The sequence below is a fragment of the Allorhizobium sp. GW101-3B10 genome (assembly GCF_059424725.1).
Genome location: NZ_JBWKZR010000001.1, coordinates 4,701,322 through 4,727,471 on the forward strand (window position 1 = coordinate 4,701,322; position 26,150 = coordinate 4,727,471).

Consider the following 26,150-nt stretch of genomic DNA (forward strand, 5'->3'; position numbering starts at 1 on the left):
TCGTTTCAATCTGACTGTGCCATCTATGCTCCACAAGGAGAAAGACATGAGCGACAAGGTTCACATCACCTATCTTTTCGATCCCCTCTGCGGTTGGTGCTACGGCGCTTCCGGCATCATGAAGCAGTTGTCTTCGCGACCGGAGATTGAGGTCGAACTCGCACCAACGGGTTTGTTTGCCGGTCGCGGCGCCAGACTAATGGATGCGCAGTTTTCAGCCTTTGCCTGGTCAAACGACCTGCGCATTGCAGCGCTCACGGGCCAGACTTTCACAGAGGACTATCGGGCTCGGGTTCTTGGCAAAAAGGGAGGCATGCTTGACTCCGCGCCGGCCACGCTCGCGCTGGCAGCAGTCGCCCTGACCGCGACTGGACCAGAGCTGGATGCCCTCCGACTGATCCAGGAGGCCCGATATATCCATGGTCTCGACGTTACCGAGAACCTGGTACTCATCGACATTCTGGAGGGCGGCGGCTTTGCTGTCGCCGCTGCCCGTTTGGCGTCGCCGGACGAAGAATTGCTTGCGTCCAATCGTTGGCGCGTTGCAACCGCCCGTGCGCTGAAAGACGAGTTCCGAGTGGACGGCGTTCCGGCGCTGATCGTGGATGACGGGAAAAGCCGCCGCCACCTTGGAGCGAGCAGCCTGTTTGGCAATCCGGATCTGCTTTCGACGCTTCTTGGAACCAATACACCTGCAGTTGCCGCCATCCACTAACCCTATCGCTATCAGAGAGGATTGAGACATGACGTCAAGACATGTCACGCCTGTCTTTCTCGCTTCGGCGATCCTGTTGCCGTCTGTTCCAGCCGCTGTCTTCGCGCAGGGTATGCCACCCTATGGCGCTCCGATCACGGCCGAGCGGGCCAAGCAGGCCGCAGTCGCCGAAATGCGCAAGCTCAACATGGACATGACGATTGCGATCGTCGATTCCGGCAGCAACCTTGTCTATCTCGAACGCTCCAATGAGGCTGGTATCGGCACGATCGACGCGGCGATCGGCAAGGCGAAGGCCGCCAATGGTATCAAGACCCCGACCAAGGTGATCGAGGACATGATCCTCAGGAACGGCCAAAGCAACCTGCTGGCCGTCCCGGGTGCCTATCCGGTCGAAGGTGGCGTGCCGCTGGTCGTCGACAACGAGGTTATCGGTGCGATCGGCGCCAGCGGTGGCATGCCGGCCGGCGATGGCACGGTTGCCAGTGCAAGCACCAAAGGCCTTCGGCCCTGACGCCAAGGACCCTGCCAGCCGAACTCAACGAACCCCAGAGCGCAAGCCCGCGCCTCCCATTCCGCACGCATAACCATCACAGGAGCCAAACCATGTTCACCAGGAGAACTGTCATGAAAACCACCATAGCCGCCGGCGCTGCCGCCGTATTTGCCCCTGCTGGCCTCGGCCATGCTGCAGGGAGATTGACATGGAAGCATTTCCCCGCCGGGCAGAACGGTTTCTTCCGCGCCCCCGTCCTGGTTTCCGGTGCAACGGAAGCTGTGCTGATCGACGGCGGCTTCACGCTGTCCGACGGCCAGGCCGTCGCAGACGCCATCAAGGCGACCGGCAAGACGCTGACCGCGATCTATGTCAGCCAGAGCGACCCGGACTATTATTTCGGTCTCGGGCCCATCAAGGCCGCGTTTCCGGATGCCAAGGTGATTGCCGCCACGGCTACGGTTGCTGCCATCAACGGCAATGTCGAGAAGAAGCTCGCGACCTGGGCTCCCCAGCTCAAGGAGAACGGTCCGCAGACCCTGGCCGACGTCGTCATCCCGCAAGCCTTCGACGAGAAGACGCTGACGGTTGATGGCGAAACCATCGAGATCGTCGAGGCCGAAGGTCTGGCCAACCGGCGCTATCTCTTCGTGCCGTCTCTGAACGCGGTCTTCGGCGGCGTGATGGTCTTCAACGGCGTTCACGTCTGGACCGCCGACACCAACGGCGCGGAACTGCGGGCCGCCTGGGTAAAGACCCTCGACACAATCGCTGCACGCGCGCCGTCGATCGTTGTCGCCGGCCATATGGCACCTGACGCCAAGACCGATCTCAGCGGCATTGAGCACACCAGGGCCTATCTGGTCGCGTTCGAGGAAGAACTCGCCAAGGCCAAGGACTCGGCTGAGCTCAAGGCCGCCATGGAAGCACGCTTCCCGGGTCTCGGAATGGGCATTGCTCTCGACATCGGCTCCAAGGTCGCCACCGGCGAGATGAAGTGGGGCTGATCGCCATGGGTGCCAATCTCGATCTCATTCGGGCCACCTATGAAGGCTCGTCGGAAGACAATGGGCGCAATCTGATGGCGGCGCTGGCGCCCGATGCGACGTGGACGGAAGCCGAAGGCTTTCCCTATGCGGGCACCTATGTCGGGCCGGACGCCATCGTCGCCGGCGTCTTTCACCGGCTCGGCACCGAGTGGATCGGCTACCGCGCGGAGGTCCACACCTTGATGGAGGACGGGGATCGGGTCGCAGCATTCGGGGTTTACTCGGGAACCTACAAGGCCACCGGCAAGTCGATGACGGCAAGCTTCGCCCACCTCTATGAGGTGAGAGACGGCAAGATCGCCAGCATGGTGCAATATGTCGACAGCCAAATGGTCGTGCAGGCGCTCAGCGAGACCTAGCAACACGTCCCCAGCCTTCGCTACCCTGCACGTCGAGCCGATCGGGCGGGGTAGCGATTGGTCTTGGATGGATGCGACGTGGCGCACGCCCAGCCCGAACGCCTCACCCTGCGATCCGCTCCAGCAAATGCCGGGACCAGACATCTAAGTGCCCAGATGCGCAGACGCTCCGGTGCGTCCGGCATCGTAGACCGGAAAGGAAAGGGTAACGATCGTGCCTTCACCGGGACATGACGTGATCGTCACTTCGCCGCCCGACTGGCGCACGAAACCGTAGACCATTGCGAGTCCAAGGCCGGACCCACCGGCTCTTGAGCGGGTTGTGAAATAGGGTTCGAGCGCCTGGTCGAGCACCTCCGGTGACATGCCCACTCCCTCGTCGATGACCGCAATCGTCAGCTTGTCCGCCTTTGCTCGCGCCTGAATCGTCACGGGCCCGCCCCCTGGCATGGCAGCCGCCGCATTCAGGCAGAGGTTCAGGACCGATTGCTCGAGAAGTGCCGGATCGAGGTTCATCGGCGGAAGGTCGGCGGCGAGGTCGAGTTCCAGGCGGTTGCCGCTGCCGATCGCCATTTCAAGCACATCCGCCATGCCCTGCAGGATCGAGCCGACATCGATGATGGAGGCGCGGATCTGTTGCTGGCTTCCGACGGACAGCATGCTGGATGCGAGGGCCCTGCCACGCTCTGCCGCTTTTCGGATCCGCCCCAGATGCCGCTTCTGCTTTTCGCTGAAGCCCGGTTCGCGCTCCAGCAGGCCGAGGCTCCCCGTGATGATGCCGATCATGTTGCCCACCTCATGGCTCACCTGGTGCGTCATGCGCATGACGACCTCAAGCCGCTGGGCCCGGGCGGCTTCCACCTCTTGCCGGTCCATCATCGTGACGTCGCGAGCGAGCAGAACCACGCCGCCATCCGGTTGCCGCGAGGCCGAGATTTCGACGACCTGAGTGTCTGCAAACCTGTGCCGCAGCAGGCGGCGTTCGACCAGCGAGCCAGCCTCGCGCTCGGACGGCATCAGCAGGGGGTCGATTTCCGGAATGGTCTCGATGAAGCGTCGAAGCGGCATCTTGCGAGAAGAGCCCGTCTGGCGCATCAGTTCGATGATCCGCCTGTTCATCGTGATCGGCCGACCCAAGGGATCGAAGAGGGCGATCCCCTCGTTCATGGTCCGAAACGTGGAGCGGATGGTCCGAGCGGCCGCCTCTGCCGTGCGTCTCAGCCGCGATACCCTGTCGACGCTCTCCTTGAAGGCACGGAATGCATCGAGAAGACGGATCAGCTCGGTTTCCGTGCCGGCATAGGATGGCGGCCCGACCTGCTGATCGCCTTTCGCAAGGGCATTCATGCCCTCCGACAGATCGACGATGCCACGCGACACCCGCATGACGGAGCGAATCGAAAGGACCGCCAGCAGCACGACGGCAAGAGATGCCAGGATGACCATGACGAGAAGCTGGCGCAGGGCGCTGGAGGCTGAGTCGAGGTTTCGGTTGAGGCTCTGGGCCACGGCTTCGCTCTGAGTCTCCGTCGCGTGGGAGAGATCGCGCGACACCGTGTGGAGGCGCGATACCGCAGCGCGGATCGCAAACATCTCCAGCAGATACTGTGTCTGGGCATCAAAGATCCGCCGATAGGGCGCGAGTTCTTCCTGCGATATCCTGAGATCAGGGCCGGGTGACTGGAGCATGGCCGAAGTCTCGGCGACGTAGCGCCGCTGCAGTTCTCCGAGCTGAAACAGGCTGTCGGAAGTTGCGGCCGATTGCACGATGCTGCTCAGTCTCTGGCGCAGGTCCGTGTCGCGCATGCTGTGCCCGGTCGCGATCTCTCCGAGTGCCGCGGCGGCATGAGCCTTGTATTCCTGTGCGGAATCCGCATTGCGGGCGAGATCCAGCGTCTGCTTCTGGATGTCTTTGAGCAGTGCGATGATCCGGCCGCCGCCGAGGCCCTCGATAGCCAACCCCCGCTCCTCCGGCGACATGGTCTGCAACAGAGCGTCGACCTGGGCGACGACCGCGCGGCTTTCGCTCGAAACCCGGTAGGGCGAAGTCGCGTTCATCAGGAACGGCGCACTCGAGACCAGGTCGGACACCTGGCGAGACACTAGAGAGGCCTTGGCCAGGCTCGAAAAGGCCTGAACGCTGTAGCTCGCCATCTCGTTTCGAGCTTTCTGCAGGCCGTAGATCGCGACCGCGGACAGAAGAAGGACAGAGACGCAGATGAAAGTGATCGCGAAGGGAAGCCGAAAGGCGATCGACGATAGAAATGCGCGGCTTATCAAGATGGTGTCCCGGCCTCATCCGTATGCAGCACGTATCCTTTCCCGCGCCGGGTCTGGATGTGGCGTGGCAGGTCCGGATTGCCCTCGATCTTGCGGCGTAGTCTCAAAACCAGCACATCGACATTCCGGTCGATGAAGCGATCTGTCTCCGCCCCGAGCCGATCAAGGATGTGGGCGCGGCTGACCGGCACATTCGGGGTCTCGGCCAGAATTTCGAGTAGCGCGAATTCGGCGGCCGTCAATGTCCGGCTGGGATCTCCAAGACAAACCGCCCTTCGGCGGGCGAGGTCCACCGCCCAGTCGCCCAGCCGGATGGCCGCCTGGTACTGGTCGCGCTCGTTTTCCTTCTCCTGGCGAAGTTGCGGATGAGTACGGCGCAGGACCGCCTTGATACGCGCGGTCAGTTCGATCGGTTCGAACGGCTTGACGACATAGTCGTCGGCCGCCGTCTCGAGGCCGAGGACGCGGTCGGTCGCACTGCCGGCCGCCGTGACCATGACGATCCCGACATCCGTTCCTGCGCGCAGGCGCTGGGCAAAGGCGCGGCCGGACAGTCCTGGCAGATTGTGATCGATCAGCACCAATTGGACGGTTTCGCGCTGGAGCATGTCCTGCGCCGCCTCGGCAGAGGGCGCCGTCACCGCCATCCAGCCCTCGGCTTCGACCAGGTCGCAGATAAGCTCCGCCATATCCGGGTCGTCTTCGACGATCAGAATCTTCACCTTCTGAGTCAACAAGTCGCAGTCCTCCCATGTGCATCATAGCCGGGCCGGCAGAAATCTCCAAAACAATGGTGGTTATTCGCCTCGTCATATTTGTAACAATTGAAATGCCTGAAATCCTGGCCGTCAGCGCGTTGAAAGATCGGTAACCATTCTTCGGTTGCCTCGCGAAGTCGATGCCGCCATGCTCCATTCGAGATTGGAACGGGGAGGTTCCAAGGGAGGATGACCTTGACGCTATTGATCGCCCTCGGCGCAGGCCTTTGCATGACGCTTGCCACGGCCAGCGGTGTCGCGGCATCCGGCACGCTGCGCGTGCTGTGCGGTACCGACGAAGCCTGGTGCGCAACGATGGAAAAGGCATTCGAAGACAAGAGCGGCCTCACGCTCGACATGGCCCGCAAGAGCACTGGCGAAATCCTCGAACAGATAAGGGCCGAACGCGACGCTCCCACGATCGATGTCTGGTGGGGCGGGACGGGCGATACCCATCTGCAAGCCGCCTCCGAGGATCTGCTGGAGGCCTACTCGCCGCCGCAGGAAGCCGAGATACTGCCCTGGGCGCGCAATTTCTTCGTCCTGTCCGGCGGCCGTTCGGCCGGTATCTATGCCGGTGCGCTCGGCTTTGCCTACAATACCCGGCTCCTCGCCGACGCCGGGCTCGCCGCGCCCAATTGCTGGAAAGACTTGACGAAGCCGATCTACAAAGGCCGGATCCAGTCGGGCAATCCAAACTCCTCAGGCACTGCGTTCACCACGCTTGCCACGCTCGTCCAGCTGTTTGGCGAGGATGAGGCATTCGCCTACATGCGGGAGCTCGACGCCAACATCGTCGAATACACCAAGGCCGGTTCGGCCCCGGTCAAGGCGGCGGGGCGGGGCGATGTGCTGATCGGGATTTCCTTCATGCATGATGCCGTCACGCAGAAGGAGGCCGGCTCGCCACTGGTCATCGTCGCACCCTGCGAGGGCACCGGCTACGAGATCGGAGCGGTCAGCATCATCAAGGGCAGCCACAATATCGAGGCGGCGCGTCGTTTCGTCGACTTCGCGCTAAGCCCCGAGGGACAAGCAACGGGCGCGCTGGCGGGCCAGAACCAGGTGCCGTCCAATGCGCAGGCCGCGCTGCCGCTCTCGGCCCCCGACATCTCCATGATCAAGATGGTCGATTACGACTTCGCCACCTTCGGCTCGCCGGACGAACGAAGTCGGCTCCTGAAGCGCTTCGACGCCGAGATCCACCCGACGAACTGATTTCAATCCATACGAATGCCCGATGAAACGGCGTCCTCATGGCGCCGCCGCCGAAGGCATGTCCGCATCTCGACTTTTCCATCAGACGCAAGCAACAGGAGGATACCCATGCGACTGACGATAATTTCCACTTTGCTCTTTGCCGGAACTGCGCTTGGCGCGGGATCGGCGCTCGCCGCCGGCGACCTCAACCTCATCTGCGCGGCCGACGTCGTCATCTGCGAACAGATGAAGGGCGACTTTGAGAAAGCCAATGACATCAAGGTCAATATGGTTCGCATGTCCTCTGGCGAAGCCTATGCCAAGATCCGCGCCGAGGCCCGCAATCCGAAGACCGACGTCTGGTGGGGCGGTACGGGCGACCCCCATCTGCAGGCCGCGTCCGAGGGCCTCACGATGGAATACAAGTCGCCGATGCTCGAACAGTTGCATGATTGGGCCAAGAGCCAGGCCGAAAGCTCCGGCTACCGCACGGTCGGTGTCTATGCCGGCGCCCTCGGCTGGGGCTACAACACCGACTTCTTCAAGCAGAAGGGCTTCAAGGAGCCGGTCTGCTGGGCTGACCTTCTGGCGCCGGAACTGAAGGGCGAGATCCAGATCGCCAACCCGAACTCCTCCGGCACCGCCTACACGGCTCTTGCATCCCTCGTGCAGATCATGGGCGAGGAGAAGGCCTTCGAATACCTGAAGTCACTCAACGGCAACATCTCGCAGTACACCAAGTCCGGCTCGGCGCCTGTCAAGGCGGCAGCCCGCGGCGAGACGGGCCTCGGCATCGTCTTCATGCATGATGCCGCGTCGCAGACGGCGGAAGGCTTTCCCGTCAAGTCGATCGCTCCCTGCGAAGGAACCGGCTACGAAATCGGCTCCATGTCCATCGTCAAGGGAACGAGAAACCTCGACAATGCCAAGACCTGGTACGACTGGTCGCTCAAACCGGAAGTCCAGTCGCGCATGAAGGATGCCAAATCCTTCCAGCTGCCCTCGAACAAGACCGCGGAGATCCCGAAGGAAGCGCCGAAGTTCGAGGACATCAAGCTGATTGACTACGACTTCAAGACCTACGGTGATCCGGCCAAGCGCAAGGCGCTGCTGGAACGCTGGGATCGTGAGATCGGCGCCGTCGCCAACTGAACCTTTCGCTTCCCCCTGGTCGGCAGCAACGCCGCTGCTGCCGATCTTCCTTTTCCTTCTCAGACGTGCACGAGCGAGGTCGACCATGAGACATGGCAACCGCAGACTGGATCTGCTGCTGGCCCTTGGGGCCGCATCCTTCATCCTGCTCCCCTGGTACAGGGTGGATGCCGGCTTCTTCGGATTGCAGTGGCTGGCCGATTTTCCCTTCACGTCGGAAACGGCTCCGGGCCTGCTGCAACTCCTTAGCCATGGCCGATTGTGGCTGAGCGGCGTCGTGCTGTTCTTCGGCCTCGGAATGGCCGCCCGCTTCGTCGCCGATCCAATGCGCCGGGGTGCCCTGTTCGCCTCGGCCGGTGCGGCTGGGCTCTTCTTTCTCTGCCTTCAGGGGCTCGCGATCGGTTTTTCCGGCTGGACCTGGACGATCAGTGAGAATTTCTTCGGCATGCTAGCCGACGGCCAACCCTCGATGGGATCAGGGGCGGTCATCATGGCGTTGGTTTTCGTCCTGATGTTTGCCTTTGGCCTGGTCGAACGCGGCGTGATGAGGGGAGACGCCTTCATCGTCGGCTCCATCTCGATGCTGGTCTTCCTCGTCGTGGTCTTCGTCTTCTATCCGATCGGCAGCATGTTTGCCGCAGCCGTCCAGGATTTCGACGGCTCGTTCAATCCCGACGGCTTCATCCGCAATTTGCAGGACCCGGGTATCTGGAGCCTGGATTGCGTGGTCGGGGCCGGGCGATGCGGCGTTGCCTGGCGCACCCTGGCACTGGCCCTCATGGCGGCTTCGGCCTCCACCCTGCTCGGCCTCGCCTTCGCGCTGGTCGCCACCCGCACCCGCTTTCCCTTCAAGAAGGGTTTGCGCCTTCTCACCATCCTGCCGATCATCACGCCGCCCTTCGTCATCGGCCTCGCGCTCGTCCTTCTCTTCGGCCGCGCAGGCGTCGTGACCGAAAGCCTGTCGAACTTGTTCGGCATCGAACCCGGTCGCTGGCTCTACGGCCTCACCGGCATCTGGATCGCCCAGGTGCTGTCCTTCACCCCCATTTCCTTCCTCGTCCTGATCGGCGTCGTGGAAGGTGTCAGTCCGTCGATGGAGGAAGCGTCGCAGACGTTGCGCGCCGGTCGCTGGCGCACATTCTGGCGGGTCTCGCTGCCACTGATGAAGCCCGGTCTCGCCAACGCCTTCCTCATCGGCTTCATCGAAAGCATGGCCGATTTTGGCAATCCGCTGGTGCTTGGCGGCAGCAATGGAGTGCTGTCGACCGAAATCTTCTTCGCCGTCGTTGGTTCTCAGAACGATCCGTCGCGCGCAGCCGTCCTGGCGCTGGTACTCCTCGTCTTCACGCTGTCGGCCTTCCTCGCCCAGCGGCTCTGGCTTTCGGGCAAGAACTTCGCCACCGTGACCGGCAAGGGTGACAGCGGCGCGCACATCGCCCTGCCGCGCGCATTGTCGATCGGCCTTCATGCCCTCGTCATCCCGTGGATGATCTTCACGATCGTGGTCTATGGCATGATCCTGTTCGGCGGCCTCGTCACCACCTGGGGTCTCGACAACAGCCTGACCTTTGCGCACTACATCCGTGCTTTCTCCGTCAGCTTCGAGAATGGCGGCATCGCCTGGACCGGCGTTGCCTGGAACTCCTTCTGGACGACGATGGAGATCTCGCTCATCTCCGCCCCGCTGACGGCCGCCGTCGGGCTGCTGACCGCCTATATCATCGTCCGGCAGAAATTCGCGGGCCGCAACCTGTTCGAATTCGCCCTGATGATGAGTTTCGCCATCCCCGGCACCGTCATCGGTGTCAGCTACATCATGGCCTTCAACCTGCCGCCGCTTGAGATGACCGGTTCGGCCCTGATCCTCGTCGCCTGCTTCGTTTTCCGCAACATGCCGGTCGGCGTGCGCGGCGGGATCGCAGCGATGAGCCAGTTGGACAAAAGCCTGGACGAAGCCTCGCTGACGCTTCGGGCCGACAGCTTTCGTACGGTGCGCAAGATCATCTTGCCGCTGCTCAGGCCCGCCATCACGGCCGCGCTTGTCTACTCCTTCGTGCGTGCGATCACCTCGATCAGCGCCGTCATCTTCCTCGTCAGTGCCGAATACAACATGGCGACCTCCTACATCGTCGGTCTCGTCGAAAACGGCGAATACGGCGTGGCGATCGCCTACTCCTCGATGCTGATCCTCGTGATGATCACAGTCATCGGCGCCTTTCAGCTCCTCGTCGGCGAACGCAAGCTGCGCCGTGAAAATCGCGTTGCCGGTCTCGGCAACACCCTTCCCGTTCCTCTTGGTCAGGAGAAAACCGCATGATCACCGTCAAAGCCGGGGCCGTCACCTTACAGAACGTCCGCAAGACCTTCGGCGCCTTCACCGCCATTCCCGACCTGTCGCTGACGATCGAGCCGGGAACGCTGGTGACGTTGCTTGGGCCGTCCGGTTGCGGCAAGACGACGACGCTGCGCATGCTTGCCGGCCTGGAACACCCCACATCCGGCAGGATCCTCATCGGCGGCAAGGACGTCACCATGCTGCCGGCCAACGAGCGGGACGTCTCGATGGTCTTCCAGTCCTACGCGCTTTTTCCGCATATGACCTCGCTCGAGAACGTCGCCTATGGTTTGCAGTCCTCCGGTCTGGGCAAGAAGGAATCCCGCGAGAAGGCGGAGGAGGGCCTGAAGCTTGTCGGCCTCGCCGGCATGGGCCATCGCCTTCCGGCAGAACTGTCGGGGGGCCAGCAGCAGCGCGTCGCCGTGGCACGCGCCCTGGTCCTCGAGCCGCAGGTGCTCCTCCTCGATGAGCCGCTCTCCAATCTCGACGCGCGCCTGAGGCGCCGTGTTCGGACCGAGATCCGCGACCTGCAGCAGCGTCTCGGTTTTACCGCCGTCTATGTCACCCACGACCAGGACGAGGCGCTGGCGGTTTCCGACTGCATCATCGTCATGAAGGACGGCGAGATTGCCCAGTCGGGCGCACCCCGCGAACTCTACGAATCGCCGGCATCCCCGTTCATCGCCGACTTCATGGGGGAGGCGAATGTGCTGCCTTGCGAGGTCGTGGGCTCCGACGCCGGCGAAGTCGTGGTGCGCGTGAGCAACGTCGAGCATCGCCTTCGTTCGACGGCACGCCCCGGGCCGGCCAAGTTGGCCGTGCGCCCCGGTGCTATCAGTATCGGCGCGCCTTCGGGGGATGGTCTCAAAGGTCGCGTGCTCCACTCCGCCTATCTCGGCCGGCATGTGGAATACGAGGTCGAGACCGACGTGGGCACCCTCTTCGTCGTCGACCACGAAGTTGAACACGCCCATGCGGCGGCAAGCGACGTCACATTGGCGTTCAAGAATCGTGGCATTGCCGTCATCGGCGGCTGATAGAACTCCCACCCCGAGAAGGACAATTCAATGACAGTGAATGATGCGGCGCTTGCAGCGCGATTTGCCCTCGCAAAGACCCTGGCGGCCGAAGCCGGCGCCATGGCGCTCGACTATTTCGGCCGCCGCGACACGCTGGTGATCGAGACCAAGCGCGATCTGCAGGACGTGGTGTCGATCGCCGACCGCAATGTCGAGACATTTCTCAAGCAACGCGTCGCGGAGATCTATCCCGCCGACGGCTTCCTCGGTGAAGAGTTCGGTCACGACGAAGGCGGCTCCGGCTTCACCTGGGTTGTCGATCCGATCGACGGCACCGCGCCCTTCGTCAATGGAATGCCGACCTGGTGTGTCTCGGTCGCAATCGTCAGGGATGGCGAGCCGGACGTCGGCGTCATCCATGTTCCCTGCTCGGACGAATTGTTCGCCGCCGCCCGGGGTTTCGGCGCTACGCTAAACGACAGGCTCCTCCAGCTCGATCCATCCCGCAACCTGCAGAACGCGATGACGGGGATCGGCTGCAACACGTATGTCACGCCCGAGCGCGTGGGTGCGATTATCGCGAGCCTGATGGGAAAGGGGGGCAACTTCATTCGCAACGGCTCGGGGGCGCTGATGCTCGCCTATGTCGCGGCAGGCAGGCTGGTCGGCTACTACGAGCCCTACATGCGCGCCTGGGATTGCATGGCGGGTTTCTGCCTGGTTCGTGAAGCGGGCGGCATCAACCTGCCCTTCCCAAGCAGCGGACCGGAATTCCTGAAAGGACATCCCGTTCTTGCCGCGAACCGCTCCTGCTTTGAGGAACTGCTGGAGATTCACAAGGCCAACCTTTGAAGATCCGGATTCGAATATTCGGTGCAACGGCACCTAGATCTAAGGCGTTTCGCAGGTAGCCGGATTGCGATCCCAATGGAGCCCCTGCGGTCAAAACCGCATGGGGCTTCTTGCGGCGAGGGGCGCCTCTCCCAAACTCATGCGAAACCGCGCCTCAGGTCGCCGTCGGCGAGGCCTGTTGACCATAGTTCCGGTGGGTCCCCCCACATGGGACGTCGTCGGAGACGGGGGCTTCCGCTTGCCGGGCATCGTGCGGAGCACGGGCGGTCGCGGCGCCGGTTTCGCCATATCGATGTCGTGTCGGGCATGCGACAATGCCGTCGCCAATCCGACAAGCATGGGTGGTCATGAAAGGCATGTCGTTGTTTTTAATGTAATAATCGTACTGGCATGGGCCTTGCTTTCTATCTTGCATCGTTAACCCGACGCAATGGAGCAACCGATGTCCGCAGCCATGATTTCGCTGGAAAGCCTTGCCCCTGCATCCTCCATGGACGCCTTGCTCGCGAAGGCCACGTCCGGCGGCTGTTCGTCGAGCTCCTGCGGCTCGTCGGCCAAGCCCGACGACATGGACCCGGCCGTATGGGAAAAGATCAAGGACCATCCGTGCTATTCGGAGGAAGCGCACCACTATTTCGCCCGTATGCACGTGGCCGTCGCGCCCGCCTGCAACATCCAGTGCAATTACTGCAATCGCAAGTATGACTGCGCCAACGAGAGCCGACCGGGCGTCGTCTCGGAAAAGCTGACGCCGGACCAGGCCAAGCGCAAGGTGATCGCGGTCGCCAACGAGGTGCCCCAGCTTTCCGTGCTCGGCATCGCCGGGCCGGGGGATGCCTGCTACGACTGGAGGAAGACCAGGGCGACCTTCGAGGAGGTGTCGCGCGACATTCCCGACATCAAGCTCTGCATCTCGACCAATGGCCTGGCCTTGCCCGATCATGTCGACGAACTCGCCGCGATGAATGTCGACCATGTGACGATCACCATCAACATGGTCGATCCCGAGATCGGCACGAAGATCTATCCGTGGATCTTCTACAAGAACCGCCGCTATACCGGGCTCGGGGCCTCGCAGATCCTGCATGAGCGACAGATGCTCGGGCTCGAAATGCTGAACGCCCGCGGCATTCTGACCAAGATCAATTCGGTGATGATCCCCGGGGTCAACGACGAGCACCTGATCGAGGTGAACAAGTGGGTCAAGGAACGCGGCGCCTTCCTGCACAATGTCATGCCGCTGATTTCCGATCCGGCGCACGGCACCCATTACGGATTGACCGGCCAGCGCGGGCCGAAGGCGATGGAGCTGAAGGCGCTGCAGGACAAGCTCGAGGGCGGCGCCAAGCTGATGCGCCATTGCCGCCAGTGTCGGGCGGACGCCGTCGGCCTGCTCGGCGAGGACCGGGGCCAGGAATTCACCCTCGACCAGATCCCGGAGGAGGTCACCTACGATCCCGCCAAGCGCGACACCTATCGCGAGGTCGTCGCTCGCGAGCGGGGAGACCATGTGGCGGCCAAGCAGGCGGCGGTCAGCGCCGTGCGGGAGACCGAGGCCGCCGGCTCGCTGCTTGTCGCGATCGCGACCAAGGGTGGCGGGCGTGTCAACGAACATTTCGGCCATGCCAGGGAGTTTCAGGTCTACGAAGCCTCGCCCAAGGGCATCAGCTTCGTCGGCCATCGCAAGGTCGAGCAATATTGTCTGGGCGGCTTTGGCGAGGACGCGACCCTCGACGGCATCATCGAAGCGCTGGAGGGCATCGACGTGGTGCTCTGCGCCAAGATCGGCGATTGCCCGAAGGACAGCCTGAAGTCCGCCGGCATCCGCGCCACCGATGCCTATGGCTTCGACTATATCGAGACCGCGATCGGAGCGCTCTATGCCGCCGAGTTCGGCCTGGAGCTCCTGGCCGAGAGCGCCTGAATTTCTTGAGATCCGCAACCGAAGCAGCCGACAGGAGATGGAAAAATGGCCTTCAAGATCATCGCTTCGCAATGCACGCAATGCTCCGCCTGCGAATTCGAATGCCCGACCGGGGCGATCAAGTTCAAGGGGGAAACCTATGTGATCGATCCGAACAAGTGCACCGAGTGCCAGGGATATTTCGATACCCAGCAATGCGCGGCCGTCTGTCCGGTGCCGAAGACCTGCGTTCCAGCCTGATTCCATCCAGGCAGGAAAACCCGGCCGCCACCCTTGGCCCTTGAACCCTTGTGGCGGTGGTCGGGCTCCATTCTCGACCGGCCTCGGTCGAGAGCGTGCGTACTCGTGGCCGGCTTTGTGCGGGTGGCGTGGAGAGGTGGCATGAACACGAAGAGCGGTCCCAGGCAGATGGACGACGACCAGGCGCCGCCGGCGATCGACTGGCTGGGCAAGCCGGTCTCCTGCGCGGACTGTCCGCATGAGGAGAATCGGGTCTCGGGCCTGTGCGATCTCGGCCGGGCCTGCGTCAGGGACCTGCGCGCCCGCCGCATCGACCGCTTCTTCTCGCTCAATCCGGCGCTTGCCGATGGCTATCTCGATCATCCTTTCTTCGAGGTGCGCAGCATCGCCGCCCGCTATGCCACGCCGTTCAAGCTGTTGCCGCTGCTGTCCGATGCCGAGCCGGATGTCAGGGCCATGGCGGCGATCCGGTTGCCGGCGGCGCGTGTGCTGGCGATGCGTTCCGATCCGGATCGCCGGGTGCGGATCGCCCTGGCCCGGCGGCTGTCGGGCGAGCAACTGCTGCCTCTGCTGGGCGATCCCGACTACCAGGTGCGGTTGAGTGCCGCCCGTTCCGCGACCGATGCCCTGCTCGTCGGGCTTCTGGACGATCCGGAACCGGACATTCGTCGCGAGGCCGCCCGGCGCGTGCCGCTCACGCATCTGCCGGCGCTGGTTGCCGATCCGGAGCCGCTGGTCAGGATCGAGATCGCCAGGCGGCTGGAGCCGGCGCGACTGCACCTGCTGGCGAAGGACCCGGATTTCCGCGTGCGGCACGCGGTGGTCGAGCGGCTCGCCGTCGGTGAACTCGGCCCGTTCCTGGGCGACGAGGATGAGGCCGTGCGCGAACGGGCGCTGGAACGCATGACCAACCGAGAAGAGGTGCGATAGCCATGGGTCTTGGACGCGAACAGGATGTCGAAATCCGCAAGGCCCCGGTCTTCCTTCCGGGCGAACATGTCCGGGCGACGCGCCATGTCAGGAACGACGGCACCTATCCCGGCAAGGAGATCGGCGAAAACCTCGTGCGCAAGGGGGATGTCGGTTATGTCCGCGACATCGGCACCTTCCTGCAGCAGTTCTACATCTACTCGGTCGAATGGGTCGACCGGGGAACGCTGGTCGGCATGCGCGCGCGTGAGCTCGCAAGTCTCGACCGGCCCGACGCGACGCCGGCGGCGGACGTCGACAGCCAGGGAAACGAACGATGAAGATCATGATCCGCAAGTCCGAGCGCGGCTATTCCGCCTATGTGCCGAAGAAGGATCTGGAGGAGCCGATCGTTCGATCCGAGACGGAAGACCTCTGGGGCGGCGTGGTGACGCTCAAGAACGGCTGGCGCCTCGACCTTCCGCCCATGCCGGCCGATACCCGGCTGCCGATCACCGTGGAGGCCCGCAAGCTGGCCGACGACGAGCAGGCCTGATCGGCGATCAGGCGAGAAACCGAAGGAGTGCGATGCCATGAATGCCATACTGCACAAGGATTTCCTGTTCAGCGTCCATGACGGGGAGGCGGCGAGCGCGATCCTCGACCTGAGGAACCGGTTGAAGGCGGGATTGCTTTCTCCCTATCTCGGTCCCGGCCTTCTGGAAGTCGCGGGTGCCGAGGCCGCCATCCCGGCCTCACCCGAAGCGGTGGCGGCAGCGCTCAACCTGCGGGCTCCTGCCCCGTCGCGCATCCGCACCAATATGTGGGCCGTCGCCCAGCACATCGAACAGCGCCGGCACCGGAACACGCTGAAGGCCTGGATGGCGGAGATCTTCTCGGTCGAGCCGCAGCCGACGACACTGCATCACTGGCTGGCGGGGCTTTCCCTGCCGCTGATCGTCGACAGCTGGTACGACGGCGCCATGCGGGCGGCATTGCAGGCGAGCGGACGGGAGGATTTCGTCAGCATTCAGGGCATTACCCGCGCCGGAGAGTCCCGCGACATTTGGACGAGGGTCTACGGTGCCAACGACAGCCATGTCGAAGATGCCGCCGCCTCGCGCGCCGAGACGGTTCTCTACGAGCCGCATGGCGGCGCTCGTCCGGCCGGCAACTTCCTGGTGGCCGATTCCGACTATGTGGAAGTCCTGACCGAGATCGACATCCAGACCCCGATCCCGGATATCGTCAAGGATCGGCGCGGTGCCCTCGGCTTCCTGTTCCTGGGCTGCCGGTTCCACGACCAGATGCTGCGCACCTATGCCCGGCAGATCCTGAAACGGTCGAAGGGACCGCATTATGCGGTGATAACGGGCGAGGCGCTGACACGCAACGAACGGCGTTTCTTGGCGGAAAACGGCATTACGCTGGTCGACATGCCTCTGCATCAGGCGGTCGACCTCCTCGCCGGGTGACGTGGGACCGACCCTGGCCTTCGGACCGGGGTCAGAACTTCTTGACCGGAATATCGTGGCGGCGCAGCGCATAGCCGACCTGCCGGGGGGTGAGGCCGAGGATGCGGGCGGCCTTGGCCTGGACCCAGCCCGAACGCTCCATGGCATCGACCAGGCGATCACGTTCGGTGAGCCTTCCGCCATTGGCGGGACAGGTTGGATCATCCGGATCGCACGCCTTGCCGCCGGAAATCGATCCGGCATCGTGCCCGCGAGAGAGAGGAGCCGGCATGCCGCCCGGCAGCACATGACCGCCTGCCAGGGCGTCGATCGCGTTGCTCTGGGTCTTGCCGTTCCCTTTCCACAGAAGGGCGGAAAGACATTGCCCCGTGCTGCAGGCGAAGTCGTTCGGCCCGATCGTCTGGGAGCGGGTCAGCGTCGCCGTCCGCTGCACGCAGTTTTCCAGTTCGCGCACATTGCCTGGAAAGTAGCAGCGGGAAATCAGGTCCAGCGACGCTCGGCCGAAGCTGAGTTGCCGATTGTTCTGGCGGTTGAAGCGCTCGAGGAATTCCTCTGCCAGCCGGGGAATGTCGCCCGGCCGCTCGCGCAGGGGCGGCAAGGTGACGGGCACGACGCTGATCCGGTAGTAGAGATCGGCGCGGAAATCGCCCTTGCGCACGGCCTCTTCGAGATCGCGGTTGGTGGCGCAGATCAGCCGCACGTCCACCTTCAGCGTCTTGTTGCCGCCGACGCGCTCGAATTCGCCCTCCTGCAGCACGCGGAGCAGCTTGGCCTGGAAGGCGGCGGAAATCTCGCCGATCTCGTCAAGCAGCAGCGTGCCGCCATGGGCGAGCTCGAAGCGGCCGGCACGCTGGTTGGTGGCGCCGGTGAAGGCACCTTTCTCGTGGCCGAACAGTTCGGACTCCAGAACGGTTTCCGGCAGGGCCGCGCAATTGAGCTTGACGAAAGGCTTGTCGTGCCGGGGCGAAAGCTCATGGATCGTCTGGGCGAAGAGTTCCTTGCCGGTGCCGCTTTCGCCGCGCAGCAGCACGGTGGAATTGGTCCTGGCGACGATGTTGATGATGTCGAGGACATTCTTCACCGCGGGGCTTTCGCCGACGATGCGACTGGTCCTGGCGACCGCGCGGCGCGGTTGGATCTCCCTGCTGCCTTCGAAGGATTTTTCCAGCCGCCGCTGTTCGTCGATCAGCCGCTGCCGGTCCTCGCTCAGGAGCCGGTGGAGGCGGATGGTCTGTCCGGCGAGATTGGCGACCATGGTGAGGAAGCGCATGTCGTCGTCGAGCGTGAAATCGGCACCTTCCTTGCGGGTGCGGTCGATCGACAGCGTGCCGAGCACGGTGTGGTTGGCCTTGACGGGAACGCCGATGAAACAGACCCCCGGCTCGCTTCCGGGAAAGAGGTGGGAGCGGCTGGTATCGGGAATGACCAGCGGCGTCGCCGTCGCCACGATCTGGTCGATGACCGTCTGCGGGATCGGCATGAAATGGTCTTCGCCCGGCTTGTGAAAATAGCCGGCGGTGGCAACGATCTCGGGCAGCCCACCGTCGTCGAGCACGATCAGGGCGCCGTGGCGCATCTGCAGGAAGGACGAGAGGATATTCACGACATTGGCGAGCGTAATCTCAAGGCGTGCCGGCTCGGCAAGCACTTTGGAGATCTCGTAGATGCCGCTCAGGGAGACTGTGGCGCGGCGGCTTGATTTTGCGGCAGCCTCGGAAAGGGCGTATTCCCTGCCCGGCGGGCTGACATGCTCGACATAGCGGTTCATCCGAAGACCTCTTGGACTATCCCATGATGGATTGTTCCAAGGGCAACCTCCCCAAACCGTATTTTCTTATATGACATATGAGACTACGCCGATGCTGCATGTTGTCAATTCGATTCGGCTCTGAACCCGCTTCAGCGAAACGCGCCGAGCTCAGCCGAACTTGAAGAGCACGCCGTAGCCGCCGCGCGGATAGTTCCATTCGATTTCGCCGGATGCCTCGCAGAGCACCCGGCAGGTACCGCATTCCATGCAGCCGTCGGCGGTGATCTCCACCTGGCCCTTGTCGTTCTGCTCGTAGCACTTCGCCGGGCAGACCCGCGTAAGCGCCAGAAGCGCGGGGCTCGGCGTCTCGTGCGGACGAACCGTGATGTGCGGCCGGCCGACATCGACCAGATAGCGGTTCTGGAAGAGCTTGTCTTCGACCCGGACGTTCTTGATGGCGATGGTCATTTCGATACTCCTCGTTGTCGGTTGTTGCGTCTCGCAAGCAGCCTTCGCGCCCGTCAGCGCCAGGCAAATGCGAGCTTCACGGCGTCGGAGACCATGCCCCAGCGGCTGCGGCTCTTGACGAACTGGGCGACGGTCGCCCTCTCCTTGTCGATCTTCGGCGTGCCGTCGACGCGCAGGAAATTCTGTGCCGCCGTCGACATCAACTGCGGATAGGTCATGAAGAAGTTGTGCGAGTTGGTGTGCAGCAGGGCGGGCATGTCCTTGTGCTTCTTCAGGTCCTTCACCACGAACGAGCCATCCAGCATCTTCTTGTAGAGGCTCAGATTTTCCGCCGACATCGGATCGCGTCTGCTCTTCACCTGGAAGATCGCCTCCGCCGCGATCCGGCCGGAGGTCATGGCGAGGTTGGAGCCTTCGCGATGGACCGCATTGTTGAGCTGGGCGGCATCGCCGACCACGACCCAACCGTCGCCGAAGAGCTGCGGGATCGCCTTGTATCCGCCCTCCGGGATCAGGTGCGCGGCATATTCCTTGACCTCGGAGCCGGCCAGAAGGGGCTTTACCGAGGGATGATTCTTGAATTCTTCGAGCAGCGCATACGGGCTTTCCATGGTCTTGGCATAGTCGGACACCAGGCAGCCGACGCCGAGCGAGATCGATTCCTTGTTGGTGTAGAGGAAGGCGAGCCCCGTCATGCCCTGCGAAAACGTGCCGGCGGCTTCGATCACACAGCCTTCGTTGCCGGTCAGCCCGAAGCGCTGACAGATCACTTCCTCCGGCAGGAAGTGCATTTCCTTGACCGCCAGCGCCACCGTTTCCGGCTTCGGCATGTCGCGCAGGCCGGCGCGGGTTCCAAGCAGGCCGTTCACGCCTTCGGCGAGCACCACCACGTCGGCGAAGATCGCGCCACCCCGGCGGTCGGTGTGGACGCCGATCACCTTGCCGCTGGTATCGCGGGCAAGTTCGGTCACAGTCGTTTCGCACAGCACCGTCGCGCCGGCTTCCTTGACCTTGGAGGAAAACCATTTGTCGAACTGGGCGCGGATGATCGTGTAGCGGTTCGGCTTCTCCTCGTTGAAGTCGTTGGAGCGGTAGTGCATGCCGGTGTGCGAGCCGTCGTCCATCATCCAGAACCGCTGTTCGACGAGGTGGCGCTCGAGCGGCGCATCCTCGCGGAAGTCCGGGATGATCTTCTCCAGCATCGAGGCATACATGATGGCCCCCTGGACATTCTTCGAACCGGCATATTCGCCGCGCTCGAGTTGCAGCACCTTCAGTCCGTGGCTTGCCAGCGTATAGGCGGCGGCATTGCCGGACATGCCGGCTCCGATGACGATGGCGTCGAATTTTTCCTCGATCATGGTCGCGTCTCCGTCAGCTGGCGAGCTTGTCGCGGTTGTGGGGCGAAAGGCGGCGGATGAACGCCTCGGTGAGGGCAGGCAGCAGGCGCACCGCGTCGGTGACGATGCCGACATGGGCGAAATCGAAGATCGGCGCATTGGGGTCTGTGTTGATCGCGACGATCAGGTCGGCGCCCTCGACGCCGACCCGATGCTGGATCGCGCCCGAAATGCCGGCGGCGATGTAGAGCTTCGGACGGATCGTCTTGCCGGTCTGGCCGATCTGGCGTTCGGACGGCATCCAGCCCTTCTGCACCACCGGGCGCGAGCAGCCGTATTCGGCGCCGAGCGTGGAAGCCAGATTGCGGATCAGCTGGAAGTTCTCGGCGGCGCCGAGGCCAAGGCCGCCGGCCACGACGATGTCGGCATAGGCGAGGTTGACCTTGGCAGACTGGCTGTCGGGAATGAAGCTCAGGACCTTGGTCACGATGTCCTCCTCCATCATCGACAGCTTGTGCTGGATGACGCGACCGACGGGACGCTCCTTGCGCTCCGGCATCGGCATGACACGAGGGCGGACTGTCGCCATCTGGGGGCGGAAGTTCAGCGTGTAGATGGTGCAGAGCAGCGAGCCGCCGAAGGTCGGGCGGGTGGCTGCGAGCGACTTGTCCTCATCGACGTCGAGTTCGGTGCAATCGGCCGTCAGTCCGGTCTTCAGCGTGGTGGCGACGGAGCCGGCGAGATCGCGGCCGAGCGTGGTTGCACCGAGCAGGAGGATCTCCGGCTGGTAGGTGTTGACCAGATCGGTCAGCGCCTTCGAATAGGGCTCGTTGCGATAGTCCTTCAGGATCGGGTCCTCGACCAGATAGACCATGTCGGCCCCGTAGGCGAATGCCTCCGCCACTGCATGCCAAGTCGCTTCTCCCGGCGGGCCGATCACCGCGCCGGCCAGTTGCACGCCGAGCTTGTCGGCCAGCGTGCGGCCGCAGCCGAGGAGCTCGTAGGATACCGGATGCACCTGGCCGCGCTCCATTTCGATCGCCACCCAGACATGCTTGTAGGATTTGAAGTGCTCGGGCAATTCCTTCTTCATGCCCGCCCGTCCGGCGGCCGGTGCTGCTGGTTTCCTTGCCTCTTCGGTCATGTTCTCATCCTTCCTAGGCGGCGCAGTGGTCGGCGACGAGAGCCGGCTCAAGGGTGGGTTTGCGGGTGAAGATCTCGGCGATCAGGCTGTCGGCCAGCTCTCGCGGGGCATTGCCCGGCTCGCCGATCATCACGGCTTTCTCCTGGCGAGCCGTCGGGGCAAAGACGCGCTTGACCACGGTCGGCGATCCCCGCAGGCCGCATTTGGTCATGTCCTCGATGCCGGCATCGGCGGCGTTCCAGGTGACGATCTCGGCGCGTGCCGCGCGCAGCGCGTCGTTCAACGTGCCGCGGCGGATCTCGTTGGTGCCCTCGAGCATGGTGATGAGGCAGGGCAGCCGGGTCTTCAGAACCTGCGTGCCGCCCTCGGCGCGCCGCTCGACGGTGATCTCGCGCGCCTCGGGCTCGACGGAGGCGATTTTCGCGACATAGGTCAGTTGCAGCAGGTCCAGCCGCTTGGCGATGCCAGGCCCGACCTGGGCCGTGTCGCCGTCGATCGTCTGCTTGCCGGCGAAGATCACGTCCGGCCTGCCATAGACCTGGCCGATCCTTTCGATCGCGGCGGAAAGCGCGAAGGATGTGGCGAGCGTGTCGGAGCCGGCAAAGAAGCGGTCCGTCAGCAACACGGCGCGATCGGCGCCGAAGGTGAGCGCCTTGCGCAGCGAATCCGACGCCATCGGCGGGCCCATGGTCAGCACGGTGACCTCGCCACCATGGGCGTCGCGCATCCTCAGCGCCTCTTCGAGGGAAAACAGGTCGAAGGGATTGATGATGGTCGGAACGCCCTGGCGCATGATGGTATTCGTCACGGGATGAACGCGGATCTGCGCCGAGTCCGGAACTTGCTTGATACAGACGACGATATGCATGCCGTGCACCTCCATCATGGTCGCTTCAAAGGCTGTACAGGACCTTCAGCATAATCCGTGCCAAGTCCTCGATGCGCGCGTAAGTCCTTGATATGCTTTTGTTCGATTTCCAGAGCGCAGCCGTGTCCGGCGGTTTTGTCGGGTTTTCGACAATGTCGCGTCGGGTGCCGGCAGGAAGCGATCCGGATTTTCCGCACGGTGTCGAAGGCGGACGAAAAAAAGGAGGCCGGCCGTTGGACGGACCGGCCGAGGCGGGGGTCGAAGGGCTGTCGGTTATTGATCTGCAAAGGGTTTGAGGGCTGATTCCAGCGAGACGAAGGCTCCGCGCCTCTCGGCGGGCTTGTCCGGGTCGTGATCCTTCAGGACCTTGAAGATGCGTTGAGAGAGGGGCGACGCGGACTCGAAATCGGAGTAGGCGCGTTCCAGCGTCGAACGGGCGCGGGCGGCGATCACCCGGTCGGGAAGACCCTCGAAATCCTCCTCGGCAAGATATTGCCCCATGCGCTTGAGGATGTGCAGGCGCGCGACGTTCAGCACCTTGGCGTCGTAGAGAATGCCGAGCGTGTGGAAGAAGTCTTCCGCCGACGACAGGCCACGCAGGCGTTCGAGAATGTTGTCGACCTCGATCGGGCGGGAATTGGACGAGCAGTCACTCATGTTGAGCTCCCTGTGGTTGGTGAGAATGATGGGTGGGCGGGACGCTGGGACTGGCTTCCGGCCGGCGATTGAGCTGCGCCTGCAGGTGGGCGAGGCGCACTTCGAGAAAGTCGAGGCGATCGATCAGGGCCGATACCGCGTCCCCCACCGGGTCCGGCATCAGGTGGTGATCGAGATCGATGCGGCCGTGGCCGAGCCGGCGACGCTCCTCGACCGGCCGGACGATCTTTCCCGGAATGCCGATCACCGTCATGCCGGGCGGGACATCGTCGACGACGACGGAGTTCGCGCCCACGCGACAGCCGGCGCCGACGACGATGGGGCCGAGGATCTTGGCGCCGGCCCCGACCAGCACGCCGTCCATCAGGGTGGGGTGGCGCTTGCCGGGGGACCAGGACGTGCCGCCGAGGGTGACGCCATGATAGAGCGTCACGTCATTGCCGATTTCGACCGTCTCGCCGATCACCACGCCGGCGCCGTGGTCGATGAAGAAGCGCTCTCCGATCACCGCCCCCGGGTGGATGTCGATATTGGTGAGCAGCCTCGACAGCCAGGAGAGGAAGCGCGCCGGGAAGCGCAGGCCCTTTTGCCACAGGCGGTGGGAGATCCGATGCCAGATGATGGCGTGCACGCCCGGATAGGTGAGCAGGACCTCGAAGGTGAAACGGGCGGCCGGGTCGCGCGCCTTCACGCAGGCGATGTCGGCGCGAACCATGGCAAGGACGCCCTTCCGGCGTGGCGGATCGGCCTCCTGGCGCCCGCGAGATTTGTGGGCGGATGTCAGCATGACGAAGGACATGGCTCTCCCCTTGGACGTGGGAATTCCGCCTGGATACGATCAAAAAGGCGAACCAGCTGCGCGGCCGGCACGGTCGCCTTGGTCGCGACCGCCAGCCTGCGAACCTCGGCAAGCAGGTTCGCCAGGGTCTCCCGGTCGCCGTGCCGGCCGTGCTGCTCAAGCACGTAGGCGAGCGCGGCTGTGCCGGAGTGCTTGCCGATGGCGATGCTGTGGTCGCGGCCGAACTCCGCCGGATCGAGCCCCTGATAGGTCTGGCGATTGCCCAGCAGGCCGGCGACGTGGATGCCGGACTCATGGGTGAAGACGTTGCCGCCGGTGATCGGCTTGGCCGGAGCCAGGGTTTGCCGCGCATATCGCGCGACGAGCGCGGCCAGGCCGGGCAGGGCGGCCAGATCCAGCCCGCAGGGCACGCCGTGCATGATCTGCAGGACGGCCGCGACTTCTTCCAGAGGCGCGTTGCCGGCCCTTTCGCCGAGGCCCGAGACTGTGACGGACAGATGGTGGGCGCCGGCCCGGTAAGCGGCGATCGAATTGGCGGTGGCAAGGCCGAAATCGTTGTGGGCGTGGAATTCGATCGCCAGGGGCGCGTATCTCGCCAAGGGTTCGATCAACGCCACCGTCGAGAACGGGTCGAGAATGCCCACGGTGTCGGCCAGCCGAACGCGCGCGGCGCCGGCGGTGGCGGCAACCGCGATCACATCGGACAGATGGGCAGGATCGGCGCGCGAGGCATCCTCGCAGCCGACCGCGACGGAGAGCCCGAACCGTGCCGCCTTGCGCACCAGAGCATCGATGCGCGAAAGCGCCTCGGCGCGGCCGATGCCCAGCTTGGCCGCGAGCTGCAGGTCGGAGGACGGCAGGGAGAGATTGACGGCCGAGACACCGCTCTCCAGCGCTGCGTCGAGATCCTGATCGGTCATGCGACACCAGGCCATGACGCGCATCGGCAGGTTGAGCGAGACGACGGCGCGGATCGCGGCGATCTCCTCCTCGCCCATGGCCGGCGTGCCGACCTCGATTTCGGGCACGCCGGCGGCGGCAAGCGCCTCGGCCATGCCAAGCTTTTCGGACAGCGAGAAGGCGACGCCGGGTGCCTGCTCGCCGTCGCGCAGCGTGGTGTCGTTCAAAAAGACGGCTGGCTTCGAGGTCATGGGGATCAGCTTGCTCTCAGGCATGGATGAGATCGGATGTTTGATGGCGGGAGGGGCGGGGAGCCGGCTTGCGCAGCCGCTCGACGATCCGCGGCATGACGGCCAGCACCCGATCGATGTCAGTGTCGCGGGTGTCACGCGACAGGGAAAAGCGCAGGGCACCGGGCAGGAACGGGGGCGGCACCTGCATGGCGCGCAGCACATGGCTCGGCTCCATCGAGCCCGAGGCACAGGCCGAGCCGGAGGAACAGGCGATGCCTTCGCGTCCGAGAAGCGTCAGAAGCGCATCGCTTTCGACGTCTTCGAAGGCGATGTTGCAGGTGTTGGCAAGCCGCGCCGACGGGTCGCCGTTGACCCGGATGCCGACGATGGAGCGCTGCAATCCCTGTTCGAGGCGGTCGCGAAGCCGGGCGATCCGGGGTGTTTCCAGCGCTAGAGCGTCCATCGCCCGTTCGGCCGCCTTGCCGAAGCCGATGATGCCGGGAACGTTTTCCGTGCCGGCGCGGCGGGCACGTTCCTGGCGGCCGCCGTGGATCAGCGGTGCGAAGGGTGTGCCGCGCCGGACATAGAGTGCGCCGACGCCTTTCGGGCCATGGATTTTGTGCGCGGAGAGCGACAGCATGTCGATTGCCGTCGTCTTGAGATCCATGGAGAGCTTGCCGGCGGCCTGGACCGCATCCGTGTGGAACAGCGCGCCGGCCGTCTTTGCCATCGCAGCGAGCTGTTCCAGAGGGAAGACAGTGCCGGTTTCGTTGTTGGCCCACATGATCGAGACGATGGCGGTGCGCCCGGACAGGGCGGCCTTATAGGCCTCCATATCCAGCTTCCCGCATCCATCCACCGCGATGCGGTGGACCCTGGTGCCGAGGCTTGTCTCCAGATGATGGCATAGCGTGAGGATCGCCGGGTGTTCGACAGCGGAAACCACGACCTCGTCGCGTCGAGGATCGGCCTGAAGGCCCGAGAGGATCGCAGTGTTGTCGCTCTCCGTGCCGCCAGAGGTGAAGACGATCTCCTGGTCATGGGCGGCGCCGATGAGGCTCTGCACTTGCCTCCGCGCTGCCCTGATCCCCTCGGCGACGCCTGTGCCGATCGTATGAGCGGAGGAGGGATTGCCGAAGTGCTCGGCGAAATAGGGCAGCATGGCTTCGACGACCGCCGGATCGGGTCGGGTCGTGGCGTTGTTGTCGAGATAGACCGTCTGCATGGC

26 protein-coding genes are annotated in these 26,150 nt (G+C 63.8%); 15 read left to right on the forward strand and 11 right to left on the reverse strand.

Annotated features, from left to right (window positions below):
• Positions 1–46 precede the first annotated feature (46 nt).
• From AC07Y0_RS22995 to AC07Y0_RS23010, 4 genes are all read left to right on the forward strand, one after another.
• A complete protein-coding gene (locus AC07Y0_RS22995) occupies positions 47–715 on the forward strand; it encodes a DsbA family protein (RefSeq protein WP_498679925.1) in 669 nt (222 codons plus the stop codon).
• Between the two features lie 28 nt (positions 716–743).
• On the forward strand, positions 744–1,229 hold the full coding sequence (locus AC07Y0_RS23000; RefSeq protein ID WP_498679926.1) for a GlcG/HbpS family heme-binding protein: 486 nt from the start codon (positions 744–746) through the stop codon (positions 1,227–1,229).
• Between the two features lie 92 nt (positions 1,230–1,321).
• The gene (locus AC07Y0_RS23005) at positions 1,322–2,218 is read left to right on the forward strand and encodes an MBL fold metallo-hydrolase (protein ID WP_498679927.1); all 897 of its coding nucleotides are present in this window, start codon (positions 1,322–1,324) and stop codon (positions 2,216–2,218) included.
• A gap of 5 nt (positions 2,219–2,223) precedes the next feature.
• The gene (locus AC07Y0_RS23010) at positions 2,224–2,619 is read left to right on the forward strand and encodes a nuclear transport factor 2 family protein (RefSeq protein WP_498680320.1); all 396 of its coding nucleotides are present in this window, start codon (positions 2,224–2,226) and stop codon (positions 2,617–2,619) included.
• 144 nt (positions 2,620–2,763) lie between these two features.
• Here the strand turns inward: AC07Y0_RS23010 and AC07Y0_RS23015 are convergent, their stop codons facing one another.
• Positions 2,764–4,899: a sensor histidine kinase gene (locus AC07Y0_RS23015; protein WP_498679928.1), complete on the reverse strand. Its 2,136-nt coding sequence runs from the start codon at positions 4,897–4,899 to the stop codon at positions 2,764–2,766.
• A complete protein-coding gene (locus AC07Y0_RS23020) occupies positions 4,896–5,636 on the reverse strand; it encodes a response regulator transcription factor (RefSeq protein WP_498679929.1) in 741 nt (246 codons plus the stop codon). The genes AC07Y0_RS23015 and AC07Y0_RS23020 overlap by 4 nt, the downstream gene beginning before the upstream one ends.
• Before the next feature lie 252 nt (positions 5,637–5,888).
• On the opposite strand from AC07Y0_RS23020, the gene AC07Y0_RS23025 reads away from it, so the two are divergent.
• From AC07Y0_RS23025 to AC07Y0_RS23075, 11 genes are all read left to right on the forward strand, one after another.
• The gene (locus AC07Y0_RS23025; protein ID WP_498680321.1) at positions 5,889–6,875 is read left to right on the forward strand and encodes an ABC transporter substrate-binding protein; all 987 of its coding nucleotides are present in this window, start codon (positions 5,889–5,891) and stop codon (positions 6,873–6,875) included.
• 108 nt (positions 6,876–6,983) lie between these two features.
• Entirely contained in the window at positions 6,984–8,009 is a 1,026-nt protein-coding gene (locus tag AC07Y0_RS23030) for an ABC transporter substrate-binding protein (RefSeq protein WP_498679930.1), read from the forward strand.
• Between the two features lie 85 nt (positions 8,010–8,094).
• Entirely contained in the window at positions 8,095–10,326 is a 2,232-nt protein-coding gene (locus AC07Y0_RS23035; protein WP_498679931.1) for an ABC transporter permease, read from the forward strand.
• Positions 10,323–11,381: an ABC transporter ATP-binding protein gene (locus AC07Y0_RS23040; protein WP_498679932.1), complete on the forward strand. Its 1,059-nt coding sequence runs from the start codon at positions 10,323–10,325 to the stop codon at positions 11,379–11,381. The genes AC07Y0_RS23035 and AC07Y0_RS23040 overlap by 4 nt, the downstream gene beginning before the upstream one ends.
• Before the next feature lie 30 nt (positions 11,382–11,411).
• Entirely contained in the window at positions 11,412–12,215 is an 804-nt protein-coding gene (locus tag AC07Y0_RS23045; protein WP_498679933.1) for an inositol monophosphatase family protein, read from the forward strand.
• Positions 12,216–12,657: 442 nt separating this feature from the next.
• Positions 12,658–14,139, forward strand: a complete 1,482-nt coding sequence (gene nifB / locus AC07Y0_RS23050; RefSeq protein ID WP_498679934.1) for a nitrogenase cofactor biosynthesis protein NifB — start codon at positions 12,658–12,660, stop codon at positions 14,137–14,139.
• A gap of 45 nt (positions 14,140–14,184) precedes the next feature.
• Complete coding sequence (locus AC07Y0_RS23055; protein ID WP_498679935.1) at positions 14,185–14,379, forward strand: 4Fe-4S dicluster domain-containing protein; 195 nt, start codon at positions 14,185–14,187, stop codon at positions 14,377–14,379.
• 141 nt (positions 14,380–14,520) lie between these two features.
• On the forward strand, positions 14,521–15,309 hold the full coding sequence (locus AC07Y0_RS23060) for a 4Fe4S-binding leucine-rich repeat protein (protein WP_498679936.1): 789 nt from the start codon (positions 14,521–14,523) through the stop codon (positions 15,307–15,309).
• A gap of 2 nt (positions 15,310–15,311) precedes the next feature.
• The gene (locus AC07Y0_RS23065; protein ID WP_498679937.1) at positions 15,312–15,629 is read left to right on the forward strand and encodes a nitrogen fixation protein NifZ; all 318 of its coding nucleotides are present in this window, start codon (positions 15,312–15,314) and stop codon (positions 15,627–15,629) included.
• On the forward strand, positions 15,626–15,844 hold the full coding sequence (nifT, locus tag AC07Y0_RS23070) for a putative nitrogen fixation protein NifT (RefSeq protein WP_498679938.1): 219 nt from the start codon (positions 15,626–15,628) through the stop codon (positions 15,842–15,844). Before AC07Y0_RS23065 ends, nifT begins: the two co-directional genes overlap by 4 nt.
• 37 nt (positions 15,845–15,881) lie before the next feature.
• A complete protein-coding gene (locus AC07Y0_RS23075) occupies positions 15,882–16,763 on the forward strand; it encodes an SIR2 family NAD-dependent protein deacylase (RefSeq protein ID WP_498679939.1) in 882 nt (293 codons plus the stop codon).
• Between the two features lie 31 nt (positions 16,764–16,794).
• Here the strand turns inward: AC07Y0_RS23075 and nifA are convergent, their stop codons facing one another.
• The 9 genes from nifA to nifS all read right to left on the reverse strand — a co-directional run bounded on the left by nifA (position 16,795) and on the right by nifS (position 26,147).
• A complete protein-coding gene (gene nifA / locus AC07Y0_RS23080; protein WP_498679940.1) occupies positions 16,795–18,531 on the reverse strand; it encodes a nif-specific transcriptional activator NifA in 1,737 nt (578 codons plus the stop codon).
• 150 nt (positions 18,532–18,681) lie between these two features.
• Positions 18,682–18,981, reverse strand: a complete 300-nt coding sequence (locus tag AC07Y0_RS23085) for a ferredoxin family protein (protein WP_148154526.1) — start codon at positions 18,979–18,981, stop codon at positions 18,682–18,684.
• Between the two features lie 53 nt (positions 18,982–19,034).
• Entirely contained in the window at positions 19,035–20,342 is a 1,308-nt protein-coding gene (locus tag AC07Y0_RS23090; RefSeq protein ID WP_498679941.1) for an FAD-dependent oxidoreductase, read from the reverse strand.
• 13 nt (positions 20,343–20,355) lie between these two features.
• Positions 20,356–21,465: an electron transfer flavoprotein subunit alpha/FixB family protein gene (locus AC07Y0_RS23095; protein ID WP_498679942.1), complete on the reverse strand. Its 1,110-nt coding sequence runs from the start codon at positions 21,463–21,465 to the stop codon at positions 20,356–20,358.
• Between the two features lie 13 nt (positions 21,466–21,478).
• Positions 21,479–22,333, reverse strand: a complete 855-nt coding sequence (locus tag AC07Y0_RS23100) for an electron transfer flavoprotein subunit beta/FixA family protein (RefSeq protein WP_498680322.1) — start codon at positions 22,331–22,333, stop codon at positions 21,479–21,481.
• A gap of 273 nt (positions 22,334–22,606) precedes the next feature.
• The gene (gene nifW, locus AC07Y0_RS23105) at positions 22,607–22,990 is read right to left on the reverse strand and encodes a nitrogenase stabilizing/protective protein NifW (RefSeq protein ID WP_454747461.1); all 384 of its coding nucleotides are present in this window, start codon (positions 22,988–22,990) and stop codon (positions 22,607–22,609) included.
• The gene (cysE, locus tag AC07Y0_RS23110; protein ID WP_498679943.1) at positions 22,983–23,789 is read right to left on the reverse strand and encodes a serine O-acetyltransferase; all 807 of its coding nucleotides are present in this window, start codon (positions 23,787–23,789) and stop codon (positions 22,983–22,985) included. The genes nifW and cysE overlap by 8 nt, the downstream gene beginning before the upstream one ends.
• Complete coding sequence (gene nifV / locus AC07Y0_RS23115) at positions 23,771–24,964, reverse strand: homocitrate synthase (protein ID WP_498679944.1); 1,194 nt, start codon at positions 24,962–24,964, stop codon at positions 23,771–23,773. Before nifV ends, cysE begins: the two co-directional genes overlap by 19 nt.
• Positions 24,957–26,147: a cysteine desulfurase NifS gene (gene nifS, locus AC07Y0_RS23120; protein ID WP_498679945.1), complete on the reverse strand. Its 1,191-nt coding sequence runs from the start codon at positions 26,145–26,147 to the stop codon at positions 24,957–24,959. The genes nifV and nifS overlap by 8 nt, the downstream gene beginning before the upstream one ends.
• Between the last annotated feature and the right edge of the window lie 3 nt (positions 26,148–26,150).